Consider the following 17,592-nt stretch of genomic DNA (forward strand, 5'->3'; position numbering starts at 1 on the left):
GATGTCGAGCATCGGACCTCGAAATATTTGAACAACATTCTTGAGGCGGATCACGGCGCGCTCAAACGCGTCATTCGTCCGACACGCGGCTTCCGGACGATGAAAACCGCCGCCGCGACTTTGAAGGGTTTTGAAACCATGCGCATGATCCGCCGCGGTCATTGCATCCCGCGGAAACATCGAGCGACAGGCGAAGTCCGTCTCGTCAATCAACTCTTCGGCCTTGCGGCTTGAACGACCCGTTTGATGGAGTTCATTATGCCCTTTTCAAGTTGCTGCAACAGTGCCGCTTGGTGCGCCCTGCCGGCGTCTTGCTCTGAAGGATTGTCCGCAGGAGGTCGTAGGCTGCCTTCAAGGCTCCCGCGAGAACAAGCGGCCAGCCGAAAGGTGACACCGTCAGCAGCCATCCGGACAGGAGCGGCGCGACGGCGGAGGCCAGGCTGCGGGGCGCCGCCGTCACGCTCGCCGCGGCGGGCCGCTCCTCCGGCCGGACGACAGCCAGGACGTACGAGGAGCGGGTCGGAACATCCATCTGGGACAGCAGGCTCCGGAGGATCAGCAGCCCGAATGCGATCCAGATCGTCGGCGCGAAAGCAGTCAGGATCAGGAAGACGCTCGACGGCAGGTGCGTAAACACATCACGTGCATGGATCTCACACATACGTCCTGAGGCTGATACGAACGTCACACGTGAAGACTGCGCGCCGACTGGCGGGTGCTAGAGATCACATGGTGCTCTTCCTTCGATCGTTTGCCGGGGGCGGATCAGCAATCCAGTCGAGGGTCGCACCATGGGGATGGGCTGCAGCGACAGGTTGCCCATTCACAGCCAACATGAAGAGGGGCGGGCGCAACTCGCGATCGGTCTTCGCTGCGATGCCTGGGAAAACACTCGGCTCCTCGTTGCTGATCCAATAGTCGCACAACGAGAGCGCCTGCGCGGCGAACGCGTCACGTTGAGCTTGCTCAGGCACGTAAGCGAGCACGGCTGTGTGAAACACCACCAGAGTTGTGTCACGGGGAGCTTCCTTCACGAGCAGGGGGAGATCCCGGGTGAGGTCTCCTTGCATGATGGAAGGCGGGGCTGCGCGGGCGACCTGCACGGCAGCGCGTAGGCGCGCCAGCCGATCCGACTGCTCGGGCCAGACGAGCGTCTCAAGCCAGGCCATTTGATCGGCGTCCCTGACGTCAAGCGGGCGAATGTCCGAGCCGGCCCGCCAAACCACACGAGGCAAGATCTTGGGCACAGGCGTGGCCTCATCCGCGCGACACGGAAAAACCGGAGTGTCTGCCGTCATGTCAGCTGGCCTGAGCACTTGGACGCCGTAGTCGTAAGCATAGCGGTCAGGCAGCAGGCAGAGGCCAGCCGACGTGCCAACTTCGAGAAGGGCGAGGGGCTGCGGGAGCAATGCAAGGACCGGCAGGAGGGCTGCGCAACGTCCAGCCTCGTTGGTCTGCGTCGACCGTTCCATGATTACGGTGCGGATCTCACCCCAATGCGCGAGCGCATTGCGACGAAAGTCAGCCCAGCCCCCCGGCACGCCGGTGACGTGACGTACAGCGGCAAGAAGGAGGTTGGGCTGCTGCTTCGCCGGAGGCAGATCGGCGAGATGCGCGAGCATGTCCGGGTCGTCTGCGATACTCTCGGTGAGCGCCTCATACAGCGGTGAGCGACCCCGGGCCTCCTCCCGGGCGAAGCGGCGGTAAGTCTCTGCGATTGCGGTGGTCATGACGAAACGCTCCCTGTCGGGACAAAACCGCTTGTCGAAGCCACTCTATCACGCCCAGTTCATTTGTATGACACCCAAGTTGGGGAGCATGAGGAGGTGTGGGGCACCCGGTAATAAACCAGTTTCAGGAGCCTGCCATCAACCCGTTACTTGCCCGTCAGTAGAGCTGCCCTCAAGCGCTTCCGACCTGCCCCACAAAACCTTATGCTCTCCTATTGTGGAGACGCGGCACGCCTCGGCTGTTCTGTTGCTTGGAGCCGACCGGGTTGCAGAACTAAGCGTCTGTTAACCATAGAGTCTGATCCTGCTGTCTTCGGGAGCGTCAGAGATGGCCAGACAACCGCTCGTCCTTCTCATTCCCGCAGATCGCCGCACCGGGGCGCTCATAAGAGCTGGTCTCGAGGGGTACGGCTACGATGTGCTGATGGCGGGCAGCGTCGAGGAGGCGCTCGACCTCGTGCTCATGAATCAGAGGGTGAGCGTCCTGGTCGTCGACGTGGCGCCCGAGACGATCTCTAAGGGCATGGCACTGGCACAAGCTGCCCGCCGGTCCAACCCGAGCATTCGTGTGATCTACACCTGTGGTGCGCCGTCCAAGCTTCCCGAGCGGGAGAAGGTCAGCGACGCCCCTTGCTTGCAGATGCCGTACCATCCGCATCAGCTCGCCGGGGTCATCGGGCAGATCTCAAGCAGACTTTGTTTTAATGAGCATGAGATGCATGCAGCCTGAGAGGCTCGGTGCGAGCGATTACAGGTAATCAACATCAAAAGACAGTCGTCGCCTATGGATCTAATTGCCGAGCTTGGAGTTGGAGACCTGCTGCCTGACACCGCTCGGAGGATGATGATGTTTCTGTCTTGGATGAAGCTGGCGACCGACACGACCATGCTCACCATGGAGTCCCAGTCCGTGATCTGGGCACGTCTGTCGCAGATGGCCATGGGCCAGGGCTCGCCTGCTGAAAATATTCTGATGGTGACAGAAAAGGTCAACGCTTGCGCCGAGGCGGCCGCGACCATCGTGGCGGGCGGTACAGTTCATCACGTGGTCGAAGGTTACCGTAAGAAAGTTCGCGCCAATGTTCGGCGTCTGGGCTGCTAGACCACCGACATAGGCCTCGTGAGGGTGCTGTCGACGTCATCGCGGCTCTTGCTCCAAGCTAGAGGTATCCTCCAAATGCATGAAGGGCGCCGGCGACAGCGCCCTTCATTGGGTTCATTCTCGTCTTAGCGGCGCAGAATCTCAGGATCGCCTCGGAGTGAGGTCAGACTTCACGAACACCCCATTCGTCACGCGCCTGAGCGCCAGTGCGGTTGAGGACCACCTTGCCGCCTTCAAACGTCGCGACGGAATCAAGATGCAGGTAGTGGTGTTCACCGCCGGCCGTTGGATCTGACTTCGCCAGCTTAATGCGCTGTCCTTCAACGTGGTCGACCGTGCCGACGTGCTCTTGGTCGGAGCCGACCACCTCCATGTGTTCTTGGATCTCAGATGCGTCTGCCATTGATGTGTAACCTCCTGTGGGGAAGATCTGATGCGCTCGGTGGCTTCTAGCCTGCCTCGGGATTGATGCGAGCCTCAGCGGGACAGGTGAAAATCTCGTCCGTTTCCTGCCCCACTTGGAGAGTTGCGCCGAGCAGCGTCATCTATCGCGACGCCTTGTAGAGCTTGGTGGCGATCTCGAACATCTCCTCGGGCGCATAATCCGGGGTGAAGGCCGACGGGACGCCCGTGAGCTGATGGATCTTGCCACCGTCTGGCATGCCGTCGACCACCGTCAGTTCGCCAGGCGGATCGTCGGGCAGGGCCACCTCGCCGTTGCCCCAGATACCAGCCATTTCCTTGTAATCGTCAGGGCTGAAGGTGTAGAGGCGCCTGTGGGAGCCTTCGTCCAGGTACTTCTGGCATTCCGGGATGTTGCCGAGCGGGATATTGGGGGTCGGCAGCATCTTCTCGATCTCGACGCCTGTGATCTTCTTCAGGGCGAGCGCGTATGCGTGGGCATGCACGGAGCCACGGACGAGGAGATAGCCGCACACTTCGCGTCCGGTCGGATCGGTGAGCGTCTCGTAGACCCGCAGCTTGTGCAGCCGTGCGCCGCATTCGAGATGGAAGTTGTGCAGGAGATCGAGCACGACGTTGCCGGTCGTGGTGATGAAGTCGTTGTTCCACGATTGGCCGTTGCTGTTGACCGGCATCGCGCCGCCACCGCCTGACAAAAAGGCTGCCGCGAGGCGGATGTCCTTCATGTCCTCGAACGGCGCACCGGAGATGTCGCCACCGTCAGTCTCATCGTCGTTGGCGTCATCCGGCCCGTTGTTCAGCATGGCGACGCCGTTGCTGACCAGTTCCACATGGCCGAGCTCCTCGGCGGTGATCGCCGCGACCAGGCTGTAGAAGGGCCGCAGCTTGCTCTTGGAGCGGAAGTTGAAGCTCTGGAACATGTAGTTCCCGAGGGTGGACATCTCGCCGTACTTGCCACCCAGGAGTTCCTGGAGGGCTGCGGCAGCGTTCGGGTCCTGCCGCTTGGGCGCAGGCAGATCGACTTGCAGCTTATCGACGCGCAAGAACATTCGGGCTCTCCAGTATGACGGGGTTACCGGGGCCAACGGGGGAGCGGTGCGTAGGTTCCAGGATTAGGCCGCCAAGCGAGAACGGCTGAGGCTTGGGAATGCTGTCGCCTCTCTTGTTAACTATGCGCTAACCGTGTTGTGCGGAAGAGGCTCGACGGAGGCGCAAACCGTTGCTGCGTCAGGAACTGCCGGGCTCAGCCAGGGCTTTTCCTCACATGCCGGCTTCGACGATGACCGGCATCACTTCCCCACCGAGGTTGTCCCATGCGGCTTGCTTTCGCAGTTCTTGCGACGTCTCTCGTCGCGTCTTCATCCGCCCTCGCTCAGGTTCTGGCCGAGGTTGAGGCATGCCGGCTGTCAGGCTTGGCCGCGATCAAGGAGCGCTCGCCTTCGCTCGACCAGATCACGCTGGACATGGAATCGCTCGCCGTCTCCAAGGCCAACACCAAGGTCGGCGACACACCAATCAAGATGGTGGTCCTGGGCGACGCCTATCTCCAGCGTGACAAGACCGACAAGCCCAACCGCTTTGTCTGTCTCCTCAGCGACAAGGGCAAGGTTGTGCTGACCTTCTTCACCGAGCAGTAGCCCATCCGTTCTTGTATCGTCTGGAGTGAGCCCATGTCCACGATCTCGCGCCGCTCGTTGCTTTCGCTCGGCCTTGCGGCCGGCTCCGTTTCCCTTGCCGGTTGCTCTGGATTCTCCATGGGTGGACCGCTCTTCGGCGGATTGCTCGATGCTTCCGGCTCACGCCGAGGCCTCAGCGGCCTTACCATCAGCAAGCCCAACTATTCGGTCGTCTACGCAGGCTATCCCGGCGAGCCTGCTCCAGTGAACGAGTTCAACTATGCCCAGGTAAACCCGGCTTACTTGAGACAGCAGGTGGAATACCTCGGGACGGAGGAGCCCGGCACCGCGGTCGTCGATCCGGCCTCGCGTCACCTCTATTTTGTCGAGGCCCCAGGACAAGCGACCCGTTACGGCGTTGGCGTCGGCCGTGAGGGCTTCGGCTGGTCGGGGACCGCAAAAATCAATATGCGGCGCAGCTGGCCGGATTGGGTGCCCCCGAAGGAGATGGTCGCCCGTGATCCGGAGATCCGCTCGCAACTTGTGGCAACGTCACGCGGGCGGGGTGTTCCAGGAGGCCCGACAAGCCCGCTTGGGGCGAGGGCGGTGTATCTCTTTGCAGACGGCGGGGACACCGGCTATCGCATCCACGGTACGACCGAGCCTGAGACGATCGGCACCAACGTGTCGTCCGGCTGCATCCGCATGGTCAACCAGGATGTGATCCACCTCTATCAGCGCGCGCCCAAGGGAACCCAGGTCATCGTCTTGTCGTGACGGTGCCGATCGCTGTGACGCATGGCAGAGGAGTGAAAGCCGTTGAGCGAAAAGACAGAACATTGGCGATACCCTCGTCTCTCAGACCGCAATCTCCTGCTCTGCATAGGTCGGGACCTAAAGCAAATCTATGAGGATACCATGCGGCAGTCCCTGCCACGTGACATCGAGGCCCTGCTGCAGAAGATTGAGCAGGCGGAACTTGAGCGAACAGTGCGGGAGCAGTGAACGGCTTGGCCCGCGGTAGAAAGAGCCTGCCCGTCACACCTGCTTCATCATTGGGCGAGGGCTGCGGCGCGAGGACGTTTGCCGTCGCGGCAAATTCCGCCGTGTTATCGAAGATGCACCAAGTCCGCGTACCCTCCGCCTCACGCTTTCTGAGTTCCCGAGCGATCCGGGTGAAGTCCTCGTCGCAGTGGGATGAATAGTACATCTGCGGCGAGCCATGCAGGCGATAGTACGCAAGTCCGTGCCATCCGCCCGGCCGCTTCGCATCCGGGTGCGGCTGAGGGTCGGCTGCGACCCGCGCGACCTGCCGCTCTATGAGGAATTCGTCGACGTCGGCCGTAAACTACGTTGCGTGCCGGGGCTCGCAGACGATATCGCCGCCAAAGGAATCGAGGAGAGTCCGGAAGAACGCTTCGGCTGCATCAGGGTCGAATTTAGACTTGGGGGAAGCTGGATGAGGACTGGTCTGAGCTTGTCACCCAGTCCGGTGATTTCGCCCAGGAACCGCTGCAAGGGTTCCGGGACATCGCCGGCCCAGCGCTGGTAGGTCGATGAGCGATGAGGCCGATTGAAGGACGAGTTGATTTCGACGCCGTCAAACCGGTTCGCCTATCGCACCAGATGGCTGCCTTCATTTGGGAAGGCATCTTGGTGTGCCTTTGGGATCGCCCAGGCGGCGGCCCCAACAAAGATGCGGCGCTCACTCATACTCAGGTTCTGGGCACCGGGCTGCCAGGGGTTAGCCTCGCTTGAGCTTCCCAGCGGCCGCATCCAGCTTCTCGCGGTTGTTCCCGTGCTCTTTGATCAACTCCTCAGCCTGCACAACACTGATGCCGTGTTTCCTGGCGAAGTACTCGACCTCGTACCCTTCTCCGCCGGCGCCCCAGCCACGATCGGCACCTCCGCGATTGGATCCGGCTTTCGAGGAGTATGCCGTTTGACCACTCTCAAGGAGTTCGAGACCGCATTGCGGGAGCAGGGCATGAACATGGCCCTCGCTGTCCTGGAGAAGCTCAAGGAGCGTGATCGGACCAATCGGACGGTCAGAGTCGGGCGGCGGATTGCCGGCAAGAAGATGACGCCTGAGTTGGCGAGGCGGATCATCGAGCTCAACCAGACCACTGAGATGACCCAGCAGGAAATTGCGTTTCAGCTGGGCGTCAACCAGGGCCGCGTGAACGAAGTTCTCAAGCACGGGAAATGGCTGCAGGACGATCCGAAGTCCGAGGAAGCGGTGTCGCGCGACCAGGCCAAGGCACGCATGGAAAAGGCACGGGCCGAGAGCGTTCCTGTGAGCATGCGTAAGAGTATGGCTCCACCAGAGGAGGCCGCACGTCGCCCAAAGCCAAGACCACGAAATGCGGCGCAGCTCTCCATTGAGGACTTCCTGAGTTCGCCGCCCAGGTCCGAACAGCGATAGGCACAGCGGCGCCGGGATTGCCGGTGGCGTGATTTCAAAGGGGCAGGATCTTTGGGTCCTGCTCCTATTGTTTCTGTGGGGCCCAGAAACGCAGAAGCCCGCCAGAGGGCGGGCTCGACATCTCTGACGAAGCTGAAGCGGGTCAGGCAGCAGCGGCAGAATTGCGTGCGATGGAGTCAATGTCGTACCGCACGATGCCAAGGTCGTTGAGCTCACGGTCGCTGAGATGCGACAGCTCACGAACCGTCTTGCGGTAACGCAGATACGCGCGGATTTGGGAGAGAATGTAGGTTACGAACATACTATGCCTTTAGGTACTAACTGCCTCGACCACCGAGGTTTTTTCCATTGTCTGTGATGAGGATGATATGGGGTTGCGACGCTCAAATGAGCAGTCGCCACTATGGAGGGGAGTTATGCTCTAAGTGCATATCGAGCCTAGCCGTATGAGGACGTAACTGGATCCTAAGCTGCCGAATTCGTCAGGCCCGAATGCTTGTTGGAGCTGGAACAAGATCTGCTGGTCTTGCGCTGAGCCTATCCACGCGTATCGCCGTCTCCAAGAGGTTTGACGGTCGTGGCAGGGTCCGAGATGATGAAGAAAGGGCCTCCCCACCCGCCATTGCCAGTAGGTGAGGAGGCCTCCTAGTCCTGAAGGCCGGAGATGTGAACGGCCCTCAACGGGCTAATGTTCTGCCTCGCGCAGGGTTTCAGCTTGAGCTTATGAATGCGGCGCCTTGATGAAGCGACCCCGCGGGGCCAGCAGCTGCGGGCGCCGCGGAGACGCTTCTGAGCGACCGCAGCGGAGCGCTTTCTCCTTTCGCGGATTATCTTCAACGCGGAGTTTGTGCGCACGGGGTAGGTGACCGCCATGGAAACAGACGCCGACAGGCGTGAGGCAGCGCGAAAGGCAGGTGAGACGTACGGCACGATGGCCGCGGACCTGAGCCTGATGCATGTCGGCTCGGCTTCCGGCGAGGAGGCCATGGAGCAGCACATCCTCGACCTAGCCCGTAACATCCGAGAGCAGGCGCTGCAGCGGGCCAACGACGACCTTGGCGAGGCTCTTGCGCTCGTCTGGAAGGAGGCCGCCCTCAAAGCCGCTCAGGAACGGCTTGAGGCGTCCGGTGCCCCTGGAGAGAGCACGCAGCCGGAGGGCTGACGGACACGGCCACAGCGTTTTCCCGGCTATCCAGCTCCTGCAGGGCAGGGGTGGTTAACCTCTAGTGAACCCTGTTGGCCACCATGATCCCAGCAGGCCGATCACAGCACACCCGCGGGTCTGATTTCCGAACAACCTTTCCGTTCCCGAGGGCGTCTTCGCGCGCTCCGTCCAGGGTATTTCCTCATGAGCCGACAGCCTCTCGGTCTGCTTGTTTCCGGTGATCGGCTGGCCGGAATGACAACCGCCAGCAGCCTAGTCGGCTACGGGTATGAAGTGCTCCTGACCGGCTCTGTGGGGGAGGCCGGGCATCTGCTTCGCACGAACCGGCGCATCAGTGTTCTGGTCATCGACACCGATCTCGGGCAGGCAGGTGCCCGCCTCTGCCTGGCTAAGGACGCCCGTGTGTCCGATCCCGACCTTAAGGTGATCTACACCTCACGCGTGCCATTCAGGCTGCGGGACGCCGAGAAGGTCAGCGGGGCTCCGTGCCTGCGCACGCCTTACTGTCCGCATCAACTTGCCGGTGTGATCAGCCAACTGGTTCGACGGATTGCGCCTGAGGAGGCGGCAGCGTACGCAGCATGAGCATACGAAGGCAAGGACGGATCAGCAGCGCCCCCGAAGGATGGAAGGTTGGGGAACTGGGTGTCTTTCGGCGTTGAACTCAGACCTCTTCATGGACTGAGCGTAAGTCGCTTATTGGCTTGGAACCTTCTGCGGATCGAGAGGGTCACGACCGGCGCCGATTGTAGCCTCTTTGTTAGAGGTGACCCTGGCGTAGAACCCGATGCCCTGCCGCGCTGTGTCACCTTCATGCCGAAGACTTGGTGCGGCCTTGAAGTTCTCGTGCCGGCTGAGAAGGCCACCCGTCAGCCACAGCCGGCAGTGACGTGAATGAGACCTCCTGAATTTAGCGTCCCGCCTGTGGTCTTAGTGGTGGAGGACGAGCCGCTGGTGCGCATGACAGCCGACGACGAGTTGGAGCAGGCCGAAGCAGCCACGAACGACTTGTCTGGATAGTAGGTTCCCAAGCTTAGCCACGACCAAAAGCAGTGGCTCTTGAGGCGATGCACGAAACGGCTCTCGAAAGGGCGTGCCCTTCTGGCAATCAGCGTTGATAAGTTTTCATGAATTCTGCCGTGAGCGTTCGCTCCAGCTCCCATGTCAGAGGTGTCGGGTTGGCTCTGTTCCAGGCCCGCTGACCCTGCTGGACGAAGCGTTTCCGTTTGCGCTTGATCTCCGTTGGAATGTGAGAGGCCAAAGGAGCAAAGCTTCTGCGCAATTGAACCTCTGTCCTCTTCCTGGACGGGAGGGCGGCCTCCGCCGCTTCAGCCGCGGCGATATCGTCTGGCGTGGGATCGGGATGGCGTGCGTACGCATCCTCTTGCAACTGGCCGAAAGCTCTATGCTGGGCCGCATCGTACTCCCGTAAGCCGGCAATGTGCTCGAGGAGGTAGGCCTCAAGAGCTTCATCCCGATCCACCTGCTCATCTCGAAGCAAATGAATCTGTTTTGGCATTGCCGAGGCTCCCTGGTCCTAACCTTGAATCTTCGTGTCCTGGAGCTCCGCTCCTCCAAGCCACTGCCGGGCCTCTTCCAGGCTGCCGAACGTGTGTTCTGCCTCTGTGAAGGGAGCCGGCATTTCCTCTGGGGGCAGATCCACCAGAAGCTCCACTGTCCATGTGGCGCCATTGGTTGGGCCACTTTGGACCAGGCTGGCGATGATCACCCCATTGAGCAGCACGTCATAGCTGCCGGGAGCGAGCCGGAAGAGCCTGTAGGTCATCTCGATATCTGCCTTTCCGTCGCATTGAGACGAACACCAGGCCTTCCATCATTCAGGAACCGGATCCCGGCTTATTCGAGAACTGACCTGAGAGCCGCGATGGATGAACCATGGGCAGAGAGCACTCAAGGCGTGGTTTTGAGCCGACCCCTGATCAGGAGCCGGCATGGCGTCCGGCGGCAATGCCGTCGGCCCCCAAGAGCCCCATGAGTTCGGCCAGCCGGTTCCGGGCCCGGTTCACCCGGCTCTTGAGTGTCCCGACCTTCACGCCGAGCGCCTCGGCCGCCTCCTCGTAGGCCATGCCCTCGGCGGTGACGAGCAGGATGGCCTCGCGCTGCTCCCGCGGCAGCTTGGCGAGCGCGGCTTCAAGATCCTGGACGACGATACGGTCCTCCTGGTCCGGGATCGTGACGAGTGTCGCCGCATGGGCACCGTCCGCATCCTCCACCTCGCGCTGGATCTTGCGGTGGCTGGAGAAGAACAGGTTGCGCAGGATGGTGAAGAGCCAGGCCTGCAGGTTCGTGCCGGCTTCGAACTTCTCCTGCTTGCTGATGGCCTTCAGAACCGTCTCCTGCACGAGGTCCTCGGCCTGGTGGACGTCACGGGTGAGGGAGATCGCGAAGGCCTGCAGCGGCTTCAGGCTGGCCATGATGCCGTCGACGAAGGCCTGGTCCACGGGCTCTGTATGGGCACGGATGACTTGGGCGACGCGGTCGGCGAGCTGGGCGAGGCGCCGCGGCATTTTGATCTCCACGGGATCGCCGTAGAGAACCCGCAGCTGGGTGCCGAGATGGGCTTGGACGGCGGCATCGAGCATGGGATTGGTGTATGGGGGCGAGGTAGCGGAAACGGTGCTTGTCATGCCCCGACAGATGTCGCGGGCGGGATCGTTTTCAACCGCCCGTACCGACAGGCTGCGGGAGTGCATCCGCCGTGGCGCAGGAGCGCCGAGCTGCCAGAGCTGGAGCCAGCCACAGTGGAACATACCTCGCGAGGTTGCGGTTACCTAACGGCCAAGCCTGCTCCGTCAGTACGCCTCAGAGTTCGACATCCATCATGCCCGCCGCACTCCCTCCGTCCCAGGATCCCCAGAAGCGTCCCGCTCCGTCCATGACATCCACCCTGGTGGCTGCCGCGGCCGGCATGGTCCTGGTCCGGCTTGTGGCTGGGGGCAGCAGGGCGACCACGAGGATCCCAGCCCAGGATCCAGGTCGTACCGAGCACACTGGCCGAGAGGCCGGAGCGCAGGACGCCAGCCAGCATGCCCCAGCAGCCGCAGCCTCGGAGCCGGGCAGGGGAAGAGAGGCCGCCACCCCTACCCAGATCCCAGCCAAGGGGTGGAAGGACATCCTGTGGCGCACCTACGAGGAGTTCGGCCAGGATCGTCTGATGTCGGTTGCCGCCGGCGTGACCTACTACGCCCTGCTGGCCTTGTTCCCGGCCTTGGCGGCCCTGGTCTCCGTCTACGGCCTGTTTGCCGACCCGGCCACGATCCAGGACCACCTCGGAGCCCTCTCCGGCGTCCTGCCAAGCGGTGCCCTCGACATCATCCGGGAGCAGGTGGTTCGCATCGCGTCGGCAGGCGAGGGCACCCTCGGCCTCAGCTTCATCATCGGCCTCGGGGTGTCGCTGTGGAGTGCCAACGCCGGCATGAAGGCGATCTTCGACGCGCTCAACATCGTCTACGACGAGGAGGAGAAGCGAAGCTTCGTGAAGCTGAACCTCGAGTCGCTCACCTTCACGCTGGCGGCTGTCGGGTTCATTCTCCTCGCCCTGGCCGGTATCGTGGTCCTGCCGATTGTCCTCGACTTCGTTGGTCTCGGCAGCGGGCTCGAACGGCTGCTCGCCCTGGCGCGCTGGCCGGTCCTCCTCGCTGTGGTGATCCTCGGGCTGGCGGTGCTGTACCGCTATGGCCCAAGCCGCGACAAGGCCGAATGGAAGTGGGTCACGCCTGGCGGCATCGTGGCGGCGGTGCTTTGGCTCGTGGTGTCGATGCTGTTCTCCTGGTACGTGGCGAACTTCGGCAGCTACAACGAGACCTATGGCTCGCTCGGGGCCGTGATCGGCTTCATGACCTGGATCTGGATCTCGAGCGTGGTCGTGCTGCTCGGGGCTGAGCTCAACGCCGAGATGGAGCACCAGACGGCGAAGGACACCACCCGAGGGCCCGAGAAGCCCATGGGCGCCCGCGGCGCCACCATGGCCGATACGTTGGGGCCGGCGAAGGCCTAGAACCTGGGCCAGTTCCTCAACCGCATTCCAGGCCACGAGTGCAGGACGCTGTGGTTCGCGCACCTTTCCTTGCGGAGGATTCCGGCTGCAGTACCATCACACGATCAGCCGGAGATGCTCATGCCTGAGCTGCTGTTTGATCTGTCCAATCCAGAGTCCTGGCGCCTGCTGAAGCAGGCGAGAAAACGCGGCTATCTCACCAGGGACGAGTTTGACCAGATGTTTGGGTCAGAGCTGCCGCCTGATCGCCTAGCGGTGCTCAAGCGCGAGCTCTGGAAGCTGCACATCAGCATCCTCGTGGTGGGAGATAAGCGCTGAAATCAAATGGGAGGAGGTGAGGGGAGGGGCTTCGTGCCCTCCAACCAAGCATGGGTTGCGGCCTCGCGGGCGGTCTGCTCGTCCTCGAAGTCACCATCAGTGGGCTTTTCGAAGCCGCAGACGTGGCACTGAACAGCGGCGGCGAAGCACCCGTCATTCGTGGCGAAGCTCAGGACAGAGGCTGCATCGCAGGAACACTGTGGACAGAACCTCTGGCCCATGTGGCTCTTCCTCTCCTGAGCGAGTGCGGCTGCTTCATGAGAGGCTGACGCATATGATGCCGCGTTGAGGGAATGATCAGGGCTGGGGCTTGAACTCGCCACATTAGGCCTCCACTTACCATCTACGTGGATGGCAACAGGATGGTAGAGATGGTTAATAACGTGCATGAACTTCGGCCCAAGGCCAGTGATAGTGAGAAGATCACGATCAACCTGGGCTATGTCGACCTTGGCCATATCGATCTCCTCGTCCAGGAGGGTTTCTACTCCAACCGGACCGACTTCATTCGGACCGCCATTCGCAACCAGCTCGATCGGCACAACGACGCCGTCAAGAAGTCGGTCGACCGCCACCAACTCGACCTGGGCCTGCGCCACTACAGCCGCCAGGACCTGGAGGCTGTGCAAGCGGCTGGCGGAGTGCTGCACATCCAGGTTCTGGGTCTTGCCAGTATCGCTGGTGATGTCACGCCCGAACTTGCCCAGCAGACGATCGCCTCCCTTCACGTCCTCGGCGCCTTGCATGCCAGTCCGGCCGTGAAAGAGGCACTCAAGGACCGCATGCGCTGACTACCGGGTAGCACCCGTCCCACCGTCTCTCGAGCCTGCCCAACCCTTCCCGACCGGAAGGGGCAGGTCCCGCTTTGCCCCGCTTCACCTCACAACAGGACCGAACCCATGAACGCACAACCGAACATCGACATGCTCGAGGCCACCCGCCTGACCCGCGAAGGCCGGCTCGCAGAAGCCATGGCACTTCTTCAGGGAAGGCTTGCAGGTGCCCATCCCGCAACGACGTCAAGCAGCGCCAGGGGAGATGAAGACAAACCCGCAGCAGCGCATTTCTCTCGCGTCATCGATATGGTGCCGCCATCTTCCGCAGAAGGGGCGTGGACCCCGCCAAAGTTCGACTTCCCACACCGTGCCTCTCATCCTCTTGGTGGTCTCGCCGGAGCGTCGGGTCAGCCTCAGGTGCCGGAAGCGCTCCGAGGCTTCCTCGACCGCATGGGCCAACCCGGCTCCGCGCTTGGGTTAGATGGATTTGTTGGACCTGGTTCAGCCCGTGCTCTGGCCCCGCTGCCGGAGGGCGCCCGCTTCGAAGAGCGGATGTTCGCTAATGAAGCGGGAAGCAGGACGTACAAGCTTTACATCCCGAGCGGCTACACGGGTCAGCCTGTGCCGCTCGTGGTGATGCTGCACGGCTGCACCCAATCGCCGGATGATTTTGCCGCCGGCACGCAGATGAACGAGTTGGCTGAGGAGCAGACGTTTCTGGTGGCCTACCCGGCACAGGCCCAGTCCGCCAACGTGTCCAAGTGCTGGAACTGGTTCAACGCGGCCGATCAGCAGCGGGATCGCGGTGAGCCGTCGCTGATCGCCGGTATCACGCGTCAGATTATGCGTGACTATTCTGTTGAACCCGGACGCGTCTATGTCGCCGGGCTCTCCGCCGGCGGGGCAGCAGCCGCAATCATGGGCTCGGCTTATCCAGATCTCTATGCGGCCGTGGGCGTCCACTCCGGGCTGGCGTGTGGGGCCGCGCGTGACATGCCGTCGGCGTTTGCTGCCATGCGGCAGGGCGGGGCACCTCATCACATTGGGGCCAAGCAGCCCGTGCCGACCATCGTGTTCCATGGCGATCGCGACACGACCGTGAACCCCGTGAACGGGGAGCAAGTCATTGCTCAGTCGCGGGCGGGTTCGGATCTCCAGACAACGGTCAGCCGCGGGCAGGCTCCCAGCGGGATCCGCTATACCCGCACGGTTGCGTGTGATGACAGCGGCCATCCGATGCTCGAGCATTGGGTTCTGCACGGCGCAGGGCATGCCTGGTCCGGCGGAAGTTCGAGTGGGTCCTACACCGAACCCAAGGGACCGGATGCCAGCCGCGAGATGATGCGCTTCTTCCTGGAGCACCCGAAACCGTCCGCGGCATCTCCCGTGTAAGCACAAAGAGCCCGCCAGACCACGACGAGGACTGGCGGGCTCCGAATCCAGATCTCCCATACAGGGAGGTCTGGACTGCGCCCGGCGAGGCTAGTTCTCGTCTCACAGGCACGGCGTTCCAGAGTTTACTACGGCGGAACGTCAACTTCTGGCAGGGGCTGGCCCAAGCCGGATATCGAAGGGGCCTTGACCCAATGTCCCGCTGCGACATCTCAGCCGGTCTTGTCGGGGCGGGGCGTTGGACGACTACTTCGTGATACAGCCGATCAGCGGCCTCTGGGTCGTGGTCAGCAGCGAGATCATTCTCGCCCGCTGCCCCGCCTTGCCCGAAGCCATCCGGGCGGGCGTCAAACTCGCTTCCCGAACCGCCAGTCACGGCAGGAGAGTTCAGGTGCTGGTGGATGAACCTGTGAGGGGCCGCACCGTCATCTGGGACTCAACGCGCGATGGCTTCAGCAGTATCTGAAGCCCCTTGCTGCCGCTCTGGCGGCAGCTCTCCGGCTGATTGCGTGCGGGAGCCGCGGACTTTAAGGACCAGGATGACCATACTCAGCACCAAGCCAAGGGCGCTGAAGACCAGCACGGGTAGGCTACCGAGGGCGAATCCGTAAACCGTCCAGAGCAGCAGCCCGAAGGTGCGCACCGCGAACATGCGCAGGGAAATGGCCGCGACGTCGCCGGTCCGGCAGCATTTCACGACCTGCGGGATGAGGCTGTAGAGGCCGATGCAGCCGGCGGCAGATCCAATCAGGGTGGCGAGGGATACCTCCATGGCTCAGCGTGCTCCCGCTCCCCTGAGGCTCCGCAGCTTCAGCACCAGGATGAGGCCTGCGAAGACGACATTGACGGCATTGAACAGGATGACAGGCGTGCTTTCGATCATCAGCCCGTGCACGATCCAGAGGCCGTAAGCGATCAGCGATGCCACGTACATGCGCTTGGAGATTGCCTCGGTGTCGCCCTCGCGCCAAGCCTTGAGCACCTGCGGCACGAAGCTGAGGCTGGTGCATAGCCCCGCCGCCAAGCCTAGCGCCGTCAGCCACCATGTCTGCATGTTCCGCTCCCCGTCCGGTGAACGTCATCAACCGATCCGAGGGGCACGGGTTCCAGGAAAGGCGGCCTTACAGACAAGGAGCCCGTTCCAACCGCTGAACAGGGCCCAGGCCGCGGAAGCCCGTCAAGGAGACCTGCCCGAACGCAGGTTGCCTCCGCAGTGACTCAATCGCACATCCTCATCAATGTTCCTCCGCAGATCATCAGGTGGTCGGTACGGAGCTTCGAGTGAGATCGATGAGAGCTTCTTACGGGTGATCTTCATCTACGGCGTGGCCCTCGTCCTTGGTGTGGGCGAGGCCTGCATGCTGCCGATTTGGCGCACGTTCCCTAAGGCGGCGGCAGAGTACCCGCCCGGCAACCCCGCCTCTCAGGCAGCGACGCTCGCACCGACAGTCCGGGCAGGACCGCATCAGCCATCACCCGTGCGGTTCGGCTTCAGGGCGTTTCCGCTTTGAAACGCGACCTACTTGGGCCTGTCGTTGTCGTACACGTTGGTGCGGCCCGTGGTCGTCCCGGAGGTGGGTGAGCTGCCGGTCGTGCCGACAGGTGTCGTCCGTGACCGCCCGCGCATGAAGTACCAAACGAGGCCGGCAATGATCGCCAAGCCGATGATGATCCAGAGCCAGGAGGCACCGCCGTCGTCCGTCGCTGCCGGAGCGGCGGGCGAGCCGGGCGGCGTAGCCTGAGCGAGAGCCGCGTTCACCGCAGCGAGACTGGTGATCGTGAAGACCTGGAGCATATTGAGCATCATGTTCCTCTTTCGGCCAAAAGGGCTCTGGATCAACGTTGACCGGACGCCCACGTTCCTCTCACGGCCAAGGCTGGAGCAGCCCAGCCTTTGGACTTCTCGTCCCCTCTGCCACGCTCCTGCGGCCGTGGGGTGATCCCAACATTCAAGACCAGCGGGAGGAGACTTCCTGTTCCGTCGGCAGGCGACCGCCCGGTGTGAACTGATCGACCGCATCGGGCAGTTCTTCGGAGAGTTCGGACAGAAGCTGCTGGCGCGGCAGCCCAGTCTGTTGCTCCAGCTCGTCGAGCGTGTCCGGCCCGAGCGCCTGCGAGAGCTCGTCCGGTGCGAGCCGTCGGTTCTGGCCCGTGCCGACCCAGGAGTCGACATGGTCGCCATAGCCGTTCTGGCGGAACTGATCGAGCAGACCACCCAGACCACCCCCGCCGAGACCACCGCCTCCACCGAGCAATCCACCCAGCAAGCCGCCTAGTCCGCCCGGGAGGGCACCGCCCAAACCACCAGGCATTCCTCCGCCCTGTCCGCCGAGCATCCCGCCAAGGCCACCCTGGCCACCCAAGATGTCCCCGAGCCCACCACCACCTTGTGAGCCGGAACGGTAGTGCTGGAAGGCCTTGGCTGCCAGCAGCATCATCAATGCCTTGACGATCGGCGAGGTTGCTCCGCCGCGCCCCTGCATCGAGGCACCTCCGGCTCCCATCATGTTGCCCAGGATTGAATCCAGCAGTCCCATCGCAATCTCCTGTTTCGTAGCGTCTCACGGCATAACGTGATGCTCCGGGCCAACAGCCTGGAGCGAGGGAAGAAGCCCGGCCAGGACCGG

25 protein-coding genes and 1 pseudogene are annotated in these 17,592 nt (G+C 62.5%); 13 read left to right on the forward strand and 13 right to left on the reverse strand.

Annotated elements, in window-relative coordinates; genetic code table 11:
* Positions 1-159: pseudogene (locus tag KBI52_RS13235) on the forward strand (DDE-type integrase/transposase/recombinase); the annotation flags it as partial.
* Between the two features lie 97 nt (positions 160-256).
* On the opposite strand, the gene KBI52_RS13240 reads toward KBI52_RS13235, so the two are convergent.
* Together KBI52_RS13240 and KBI52_RS13245 are read right to left on the reverse strand one after the other, a co-directional pair.
* Positions 257-637 carry an MFS transporter gene (locus KBI52_RS13240; RefSeq protein WP_210807984.1) on the reverse strand — a complete coding sequence of 127 codons (381 nt, stop codon included), beginning with the start codon at positions 635-637 and terminating at the stop codon, positions 257-259.
* A gap of 88 nt (positions 638-725) precedes the next feature.
* Complete coding sequence (locus KBI52_RS13245; RefSeq protein WP_210807986.1) at positions 726-1,730, reverse strand: DUF2332 domain-containing protein; 1,005 nt, start codon at positions 1,728-1,730, stop codon at positions 726-728.
* A 328-nt stretch (positions 1,731-2,058) separates the two neighbouring features.
* Here KBI52_RS13245 and KBI52_RS13250 point away from each other — a divergent pair, with 328 nt between their 5' ends.
* Both KBI52_RS13250 and KBI52_RS13255 read left to right on the forward strand, forming a co-directional pair.
* Positions 2,059-2,460 (forward strand): hypothetical protein, encoded by a 402-nt coding sequence (locus tag KBI52_RS13250; RefSeq protein ID WP_210807988.1) that lies wholly within the window; start codon positions 2,059-2,061, stop codon positions 2,458-2,460.
* A gap of 117 nt (positions 2,461-2,577) precedes the next feature.
* Entirely contained in the window at positions 2,578-2,832 is a 255-nt protein-coding gene (locus KBI52_RS13255) for a hypothetical protein (protein WP_210807990.1), read from the forward strand.
* 163 nt (positions 2,833-2,995) lie between these two features.
* Here KBI52_RS13255 and KBI52_RS13260 read toward each other — a convergent pair whose 3' ends face one another.
* Both KBI52_RS13260 and KBI52_RS13265 read right to left on the reverse strand, forming a co-directional pair.
* Positions 2,996-3,235, reverse strand: a complete 240-nt coding sequence (locus KBI52_RS13260) for a DUF2171 domain-containing protein (protein WP_210807992.1) — start codon at positions 3,233-3,235, stop codon at positions 2,996-2,998.
* A 142-nt stretch (positions 3,236-3,377) separates the two neighbouring features.
* Positions 3,378-4,304 (reverse strand): manganese catalase family protein, encoded by a 927-nt coding sequence (locus KBI52_RS13265; RefSeq protein ID WP_210807994.1) that lies wholly within the window; start codon positions 4,302-4,304, stop codon positions 3,378-3,380.
* 264 nt (positions 4,305-4,568) lie between these two features.
* Between KBI52_RS13265 and KBI52_RS13270 the strand changes: the two genes are divergently transcribed.
* Both KBI52_RS13270 and KBI52_RS13275 read left to right on the forward strand, forming a co-directional pair.
* Complete coding sequence (locus KBI52_RS13270) at positions 4,569-4,892, forward strand: hypothetical protein (protein WP_210807996.1); 324 nt, start codon at positions 4,569-4,571, stop codon at positions 4,890-4,892.
* A gap of 33 nt (positions 4,893-4,925) precedes the next feature.
* Entirely contained in the window at positions 4,926-5,648 is a 723-nt protein-coding gene (locus KBI52_RS13275) for a L,D-transpeptidase (RefSeq protein WP_210807998.1), read from the forward strand.
* Here KBI52_RS13275 and KBI52_RS32920 read toward each other — a convergent pair.
* A complete protein-coding gene (locus KBI52_RS32920) occupies positions 5,632-6,192 on the reverse strand; it encodes a DUF72 domain-containing protein (RefSeq protein WP_262266079.1) in 561 nt (186 codons plus the stop codon). The two genes, KBI52_RS13275 and KBI52_RS32920, sit on opposite strands and share 17 nt — an antisense overlap.
* A 621-nt stretch (positions 6,193-6,813) precedes the next feature.
* Between KBI52_RS32920 and KBI52_RS13290 the strand changes: the two genes are divergently transcribed.
* A complete protein-coding gene (locus KBI52_RS13290; protein ID WP_210808000.1) occupies positions 6,814-7,296 on the forward strand; it encodes an RNA polymerase subunit sigma-70 in 483 nt (160 codons plus the stop codon).
* Positions 7,297-7,438: 142 nt separating this feature from the next.
* On the opposite strand, the gene KBI52_RS13295 is transcribed toward KBI52_RS13290, so the two are convergent.
* Entirely contained in the window at positions 7,439-7,597 is a 159-nt protein-coding gene (locus KBI52_RS13295) for a DUF1127 domain-containing protein (RefSeq protein ID WP_114946324.1), read from the reverse strand.
* A gap of 570 nt (positions 7,598-8,167) precedes the next feature.
* Between KBI52_RS13295 and KBI52_RS13300 the strand changes: the two genes are divergently transcribed.
* Together KBI52_RS13300 and KBI52_RS13305 are read left to right on the forward strand one after the other, a co-directional pair.
* A complete protein-coding gene (locus KBI52_RS13300; protein ID WP_210808001.1) occupies positions 8,168-8,458 on the forward strand; it encodes a hypothetical protein in 291 nt (96 codons plus the stop codon).
* A 186-nt stretch (positions 8,459-8,644) separates the two neighbouring features.
* Positions 8,645-9,046 carry a response regulator gene (locus KBI52_RS13305; protein WP_210808002.1) on the forward strand — a complete coding sequence of 134 codons (402 nt, stop codon included), beginning with the start codon at positions 8,645-8,647 and terminating at the stop codon, positions 9,044-9,046.
* 523 nt (positions 9,047-9,569) lie between these two features.
* Here the strand turns inward: KBI52_RS13305 and KBI52_RS13310 are convergent.
* The 3 genes from KBI52_RS13310 to KBI52_RS13320 all read right to left on the reverse strand — a co-directional run bounded on the left by KBI52_RS13310 (position 9,570) and on the right by KBI52_RS13320 (position 11,109).
* Complete coding sequence (locus KBI52_RS13310; RefSeq protein WP_210808004.1) at positions 9,570-9,980, reverse strand: hypothetical protein; 411 nt, start codon at positions 9,978-9,980, stop codon at positions 9,570-9,572.
* A gap of 18 nt (positions 9,981-9,998) precedes the next feature.
* On the reverse strand, positions 9,999-10,247 hold the full coding sequence (locus KBI52_RS13315; RefSeq protein ID WP_210808006.1) for a hypothetical protein: 249 nt from the start codon (positions 10,245-10,247) through the stop codon (positions 9,999-10,001).
* A 154-nt stretch (positions 10,248-10,401) separates the two neighbouring features.
* A complete protein-coding gene (locus KBI52_RS13320) occupies positions 10,402-11,109 on the reverse strand; it encodes a sigma-70 family RNA polymerase sigma factor (RefSeq protein ID WP_210808008.1) in 708 nt (235 codons plus the stop codon).
* A 194-nt stretch (positions 11,110-11,303) separates the two neighbouring features.
* On the opposite strand from KBI52_RS13320, the gene KBI52_RS13325 reads away from it, so the two are divergent.
* From KBI52_RS13325 to KBI52_RS13345, 5 genes are all read left to right on the forward strand, one after another.
* Positions 11,304-12,479 (forward strand): YihY/virulence factor BrkB family protein, encoded by a 1,176-nt coding sequence (locus tag KBI52_RS13325; RefSeq protein ID WP_210808010.1) that lies wholly within the window; start codon positions 11,304-11,306, stop codon positions 12,477-12,479.
* Positions 12,480-12,599: 120 nt separating this feature from the next.
* A complete protein-coding gene (locus KBI52_RS13330) occupies positions 12,600-12,797 on the forward strand; it encodes a hypothetical protein (protein WP_210808012.1) in 198 nt (65 codons plus the stop codon).
* Between the two features lie 371 nt (positions 12,798-13,168).
* Positions 13,169-13,588: a CopG family transcriptional regulator gene (locus KBI52_RS13335; protein ID WP_210808014.1), complete on the forward strand. Its 420-nt coding sequence runs from the start codon at positions 13,169-13,171 to the stop codon at positions 13,586-13,588.
* Positions 13,589-13,696: 108 nt separating this feature from the next.
* Positions 13,697-14,965 carry a PHB depolymerase family esterase gene (locus KBI52_RS13340; protein WP_210808015.1) on the forward strand — a complete coding sequence of 423 codons (1,269 nt, stop codon included), beginning with the start codon at positions 13,697-13,699 and terminating at the stop codon, positions 14,963-14,965.
* Between the two features lie 238 nt (positions 14,966-15,203).
* On the forward strand, positions 15,204-15,431 hold the full coding sequence (locus KBI52_RS13345) for a hypothetical protein (RefSeq protein ID WP_210808017.1): 228 nt from the start codon (positions 15,204-15,206) through the stop codon (positions 15,429-15,431).
* Here KBI52_RS13345 and KBI52_RS13350 read toward each other — a convergent pair.
* The 4 genes from KBI52_RS13350 to KBI52_RS13365 all read right to left on the reverse strand — a co-directional run bounded on the left by KBI52_RS13350 (position 15,402) and on the right by KBI52_RS13365 (position 17,502).
* Positions 15,402-15,737, reverse strand: a complete 336-nt coding sequence (locus KBI52_RS13350; RefSeq protein WP_210808019.1) for a SemiSWEET family sugar transporter — start codon at positions 15,735-15,737, stop codon at positions 15,402-15,404. The genes KBI52_RS13345 and KBI52_RS13350 overlap by 30 nt on opposite strands.
* A gap of 3 nt (positions 15,738-15,740) precedes the next feature.
* Positions 15,741-16,019 carry a SemiSWEET family sugar transporter gene (locus tag KBI52_RS13355; RefSeq protein WP_210808021.1) on the reverse strand — a complete coding sequence of 93 codons (279 nt, stop codon included), beginning with the start codon at positions 16,017-16,019 and terminating at the stop codon, positions 15,741-15,743.
* A gap of 465 nt (positions 16,020-16,484) precedes the next feature.
* Positions 16,485-16,769, reverse strand: coding sequence for a hypothetical protein (locus tag KBI52_RS13360; RefSeq protein ID WP_210808023.1), 285 nt, complete (start codon positions 16,767-16,769; stop codon positions 16,485-16,487).
* A gap of 145 nt (positions 16,770-16,914) precedes the next feature.
* Entirely contained in the window at positions 16,915-17,502 is a 588-nt protein-coding gene (locus KBI52_RS13365) for a YidB family protein (protein WP_210808025.1), read from the reverse strand.
* Positions 17,503-17,592: the final 90 nt, after the last annotated feature.

Origin of the sequence: Microvirga sp. HBU67558 (assembly GCF_018069605.1) — a bacterium.
GTDB lineage: Bacteria > Pseudomonadota > Alphaproteobacteria > Rhizobiales > Beijerinckiaceae > Microvirga > Microvirga terrae.

What these genes read in the sequence shown, in the direction of transcription:
- KBI52_RS13245 (WP_210807986.1), bottom strand. Translation starts at nt 1,730, where the DNA reads ATGACCACCGCAATCGCAGAGACTTACCGCCGCTTCGCCCGGGAGGAG.
- KBI52_RS13250 (WP_210807988.1), top strand. Translation starts at nt 2,059, where the DNA reads ATGGCCAGACAACCGCTCGTCCTTCTCATTCCCGCAGATCGCCGCACC.
- KBI52_RS13255 (WP_210807990.1), top strand. Translation starts at nt 2,578, where the DNA reads ATGTTTCTGTCTTGGATGAAGCTGGCGACCGACACGACCATGCTCACC.
- KBI52_RS13260 (WP_210807992.1), bottom strand. Translation starts at nt 3,235, where the DNA reads ATGGCAGACGCATCTGAGATCCAAGAACACATGGAGGTGGTCGGCTCC.
- KBI52_RS13265 (WP_210807994.1), bottom strand. Translation starts at nt 4,304, where the DNA reads ATGTTCTTGCGCGTCGATAAGCTGCAAGTCGATCTGCCTGCGCCCAAG.
- KBI52_RS13270 (WP_210807996.1), top strand. Translation starts at nt 4,569, where the DNA reads ATGCGGCTTGCTTTCGCAGTTCTTGCGACGTCTCTCGTCGCGTCTTCA.
- KBI52_RS13275 (WP_210807998.1), top strand. Translation starts at nt 4,926, where the DNA reads ATGTCCACGATCTCGCGCCGCTCGTTGCTTTCGCTCGGCCTTGCGGCC.
- KBI52_RS13295 (WP_114946324.1), bottom strand. Translation starts at nt 7,597, where the DNA reads ATGTTCGTAACCTACATTCTCTCCCAAATCCGCGCGTATCTGCGTTAC.
- KBI52_RS13300 (WP_210808001.1), top strand. Translation starts at nt 8,168, where the DNA reads ATGGAAACAGACGCCGACAGGCGTGAGGCAGCGCGAAAGGCAGGTGAG.
- KBI52_RS13305 (WP_210808002.1), top strand. Translation starts at nt 8,645, where the DNA reads ATGAGCCGACAGCCTCTCGGTCTGCTTGTTTCCGGTGATCGGCTGGCC.
- KBI52_RS13310 (WP_210808004.1), bottom strand. Translation starts at nt 9,980, where the DNA reads ATGCCAAAACAGATTCATTTGCTTCGAGATGAGCAGGTGGATCGGGAT.
- KBI52_RS13315 (WP_210808006.1), bottom strand. Translation starts at nt 10,247, where the DNA reads ATGACCTACAGGCTCTTCCGGCTCGCTCCCGGCAGCTATGACGTGCTG.
- KBI52_RS13320 (WP_210808008.1), bottom strand. Translation starts at nt 11,109, where the DNA reads ATGACAAGCACCGTTTCCGCTACCTCGCCCCCATACACCAATCCCATG.
- KBI52_RS13325 (WP_210808010.1), top strand. Translation starts at nt 11,304, where the DNA reads ATGCCCGCCGCACTCCCTCCGTCCCAGGATCCCCAGAAGCGTCCCGCT.
- KBI52_RS13330 (WP_210808012.1), top strand. Translation starts at nt 12,600, where the DNA reads ATGCCTGAGCTGCTGTTTGATCTGTCCAATCCAGAGTCCTGGCGCCTG.
- KBI52_RS13335 (WP_210808014.1), top strand. Translation starts at nt 13,169, where the DNA reads ATGGTTAATAACGTGCATGAACTTCGGCCCAAGGCCAGTGATAGTGAG.
- KBI52_RS13340 (WP_210808015.1), top strand. Translation starts at nt 13,697, where the DNA reads ATGAACGCACAACCGAACATCGACATGCTCGAGGCCACCCGCCTGACC.
- KBI52_RS13350 (WP_210808019.1), bottom strand. Translation starts at nt 15,737, where the DNA reads ATGGAGGTATCCCTCGCCACCCTGATTGGATCTGCCGCCGGCTGCATC.
- KBI52_RS13355 (WP_210808021.1), bottom strand. Translation starts at nt 16,019, where the DNA reads ATGCAGACATGGTGGCTGACGGCGCTAGGCTTGGCGGCGGGGCTATGC.
- KBI52_RS13360 (WP_210808023.1), bottom strand. Translation starts at nt 16,769, where the DNA reads ATGCTCAATATGCTCCAGGTCTTCACGATCACCAGTCTCGCTGCGGTG.
- KBI52_RS13365 (WP_210808025.1), bottom strand. Translation starts at nt 17,502, where the DNA reads ATGGGACTGCTGGATTCAATCCTGGGCAACATGATGGGAGCCGGAGGT.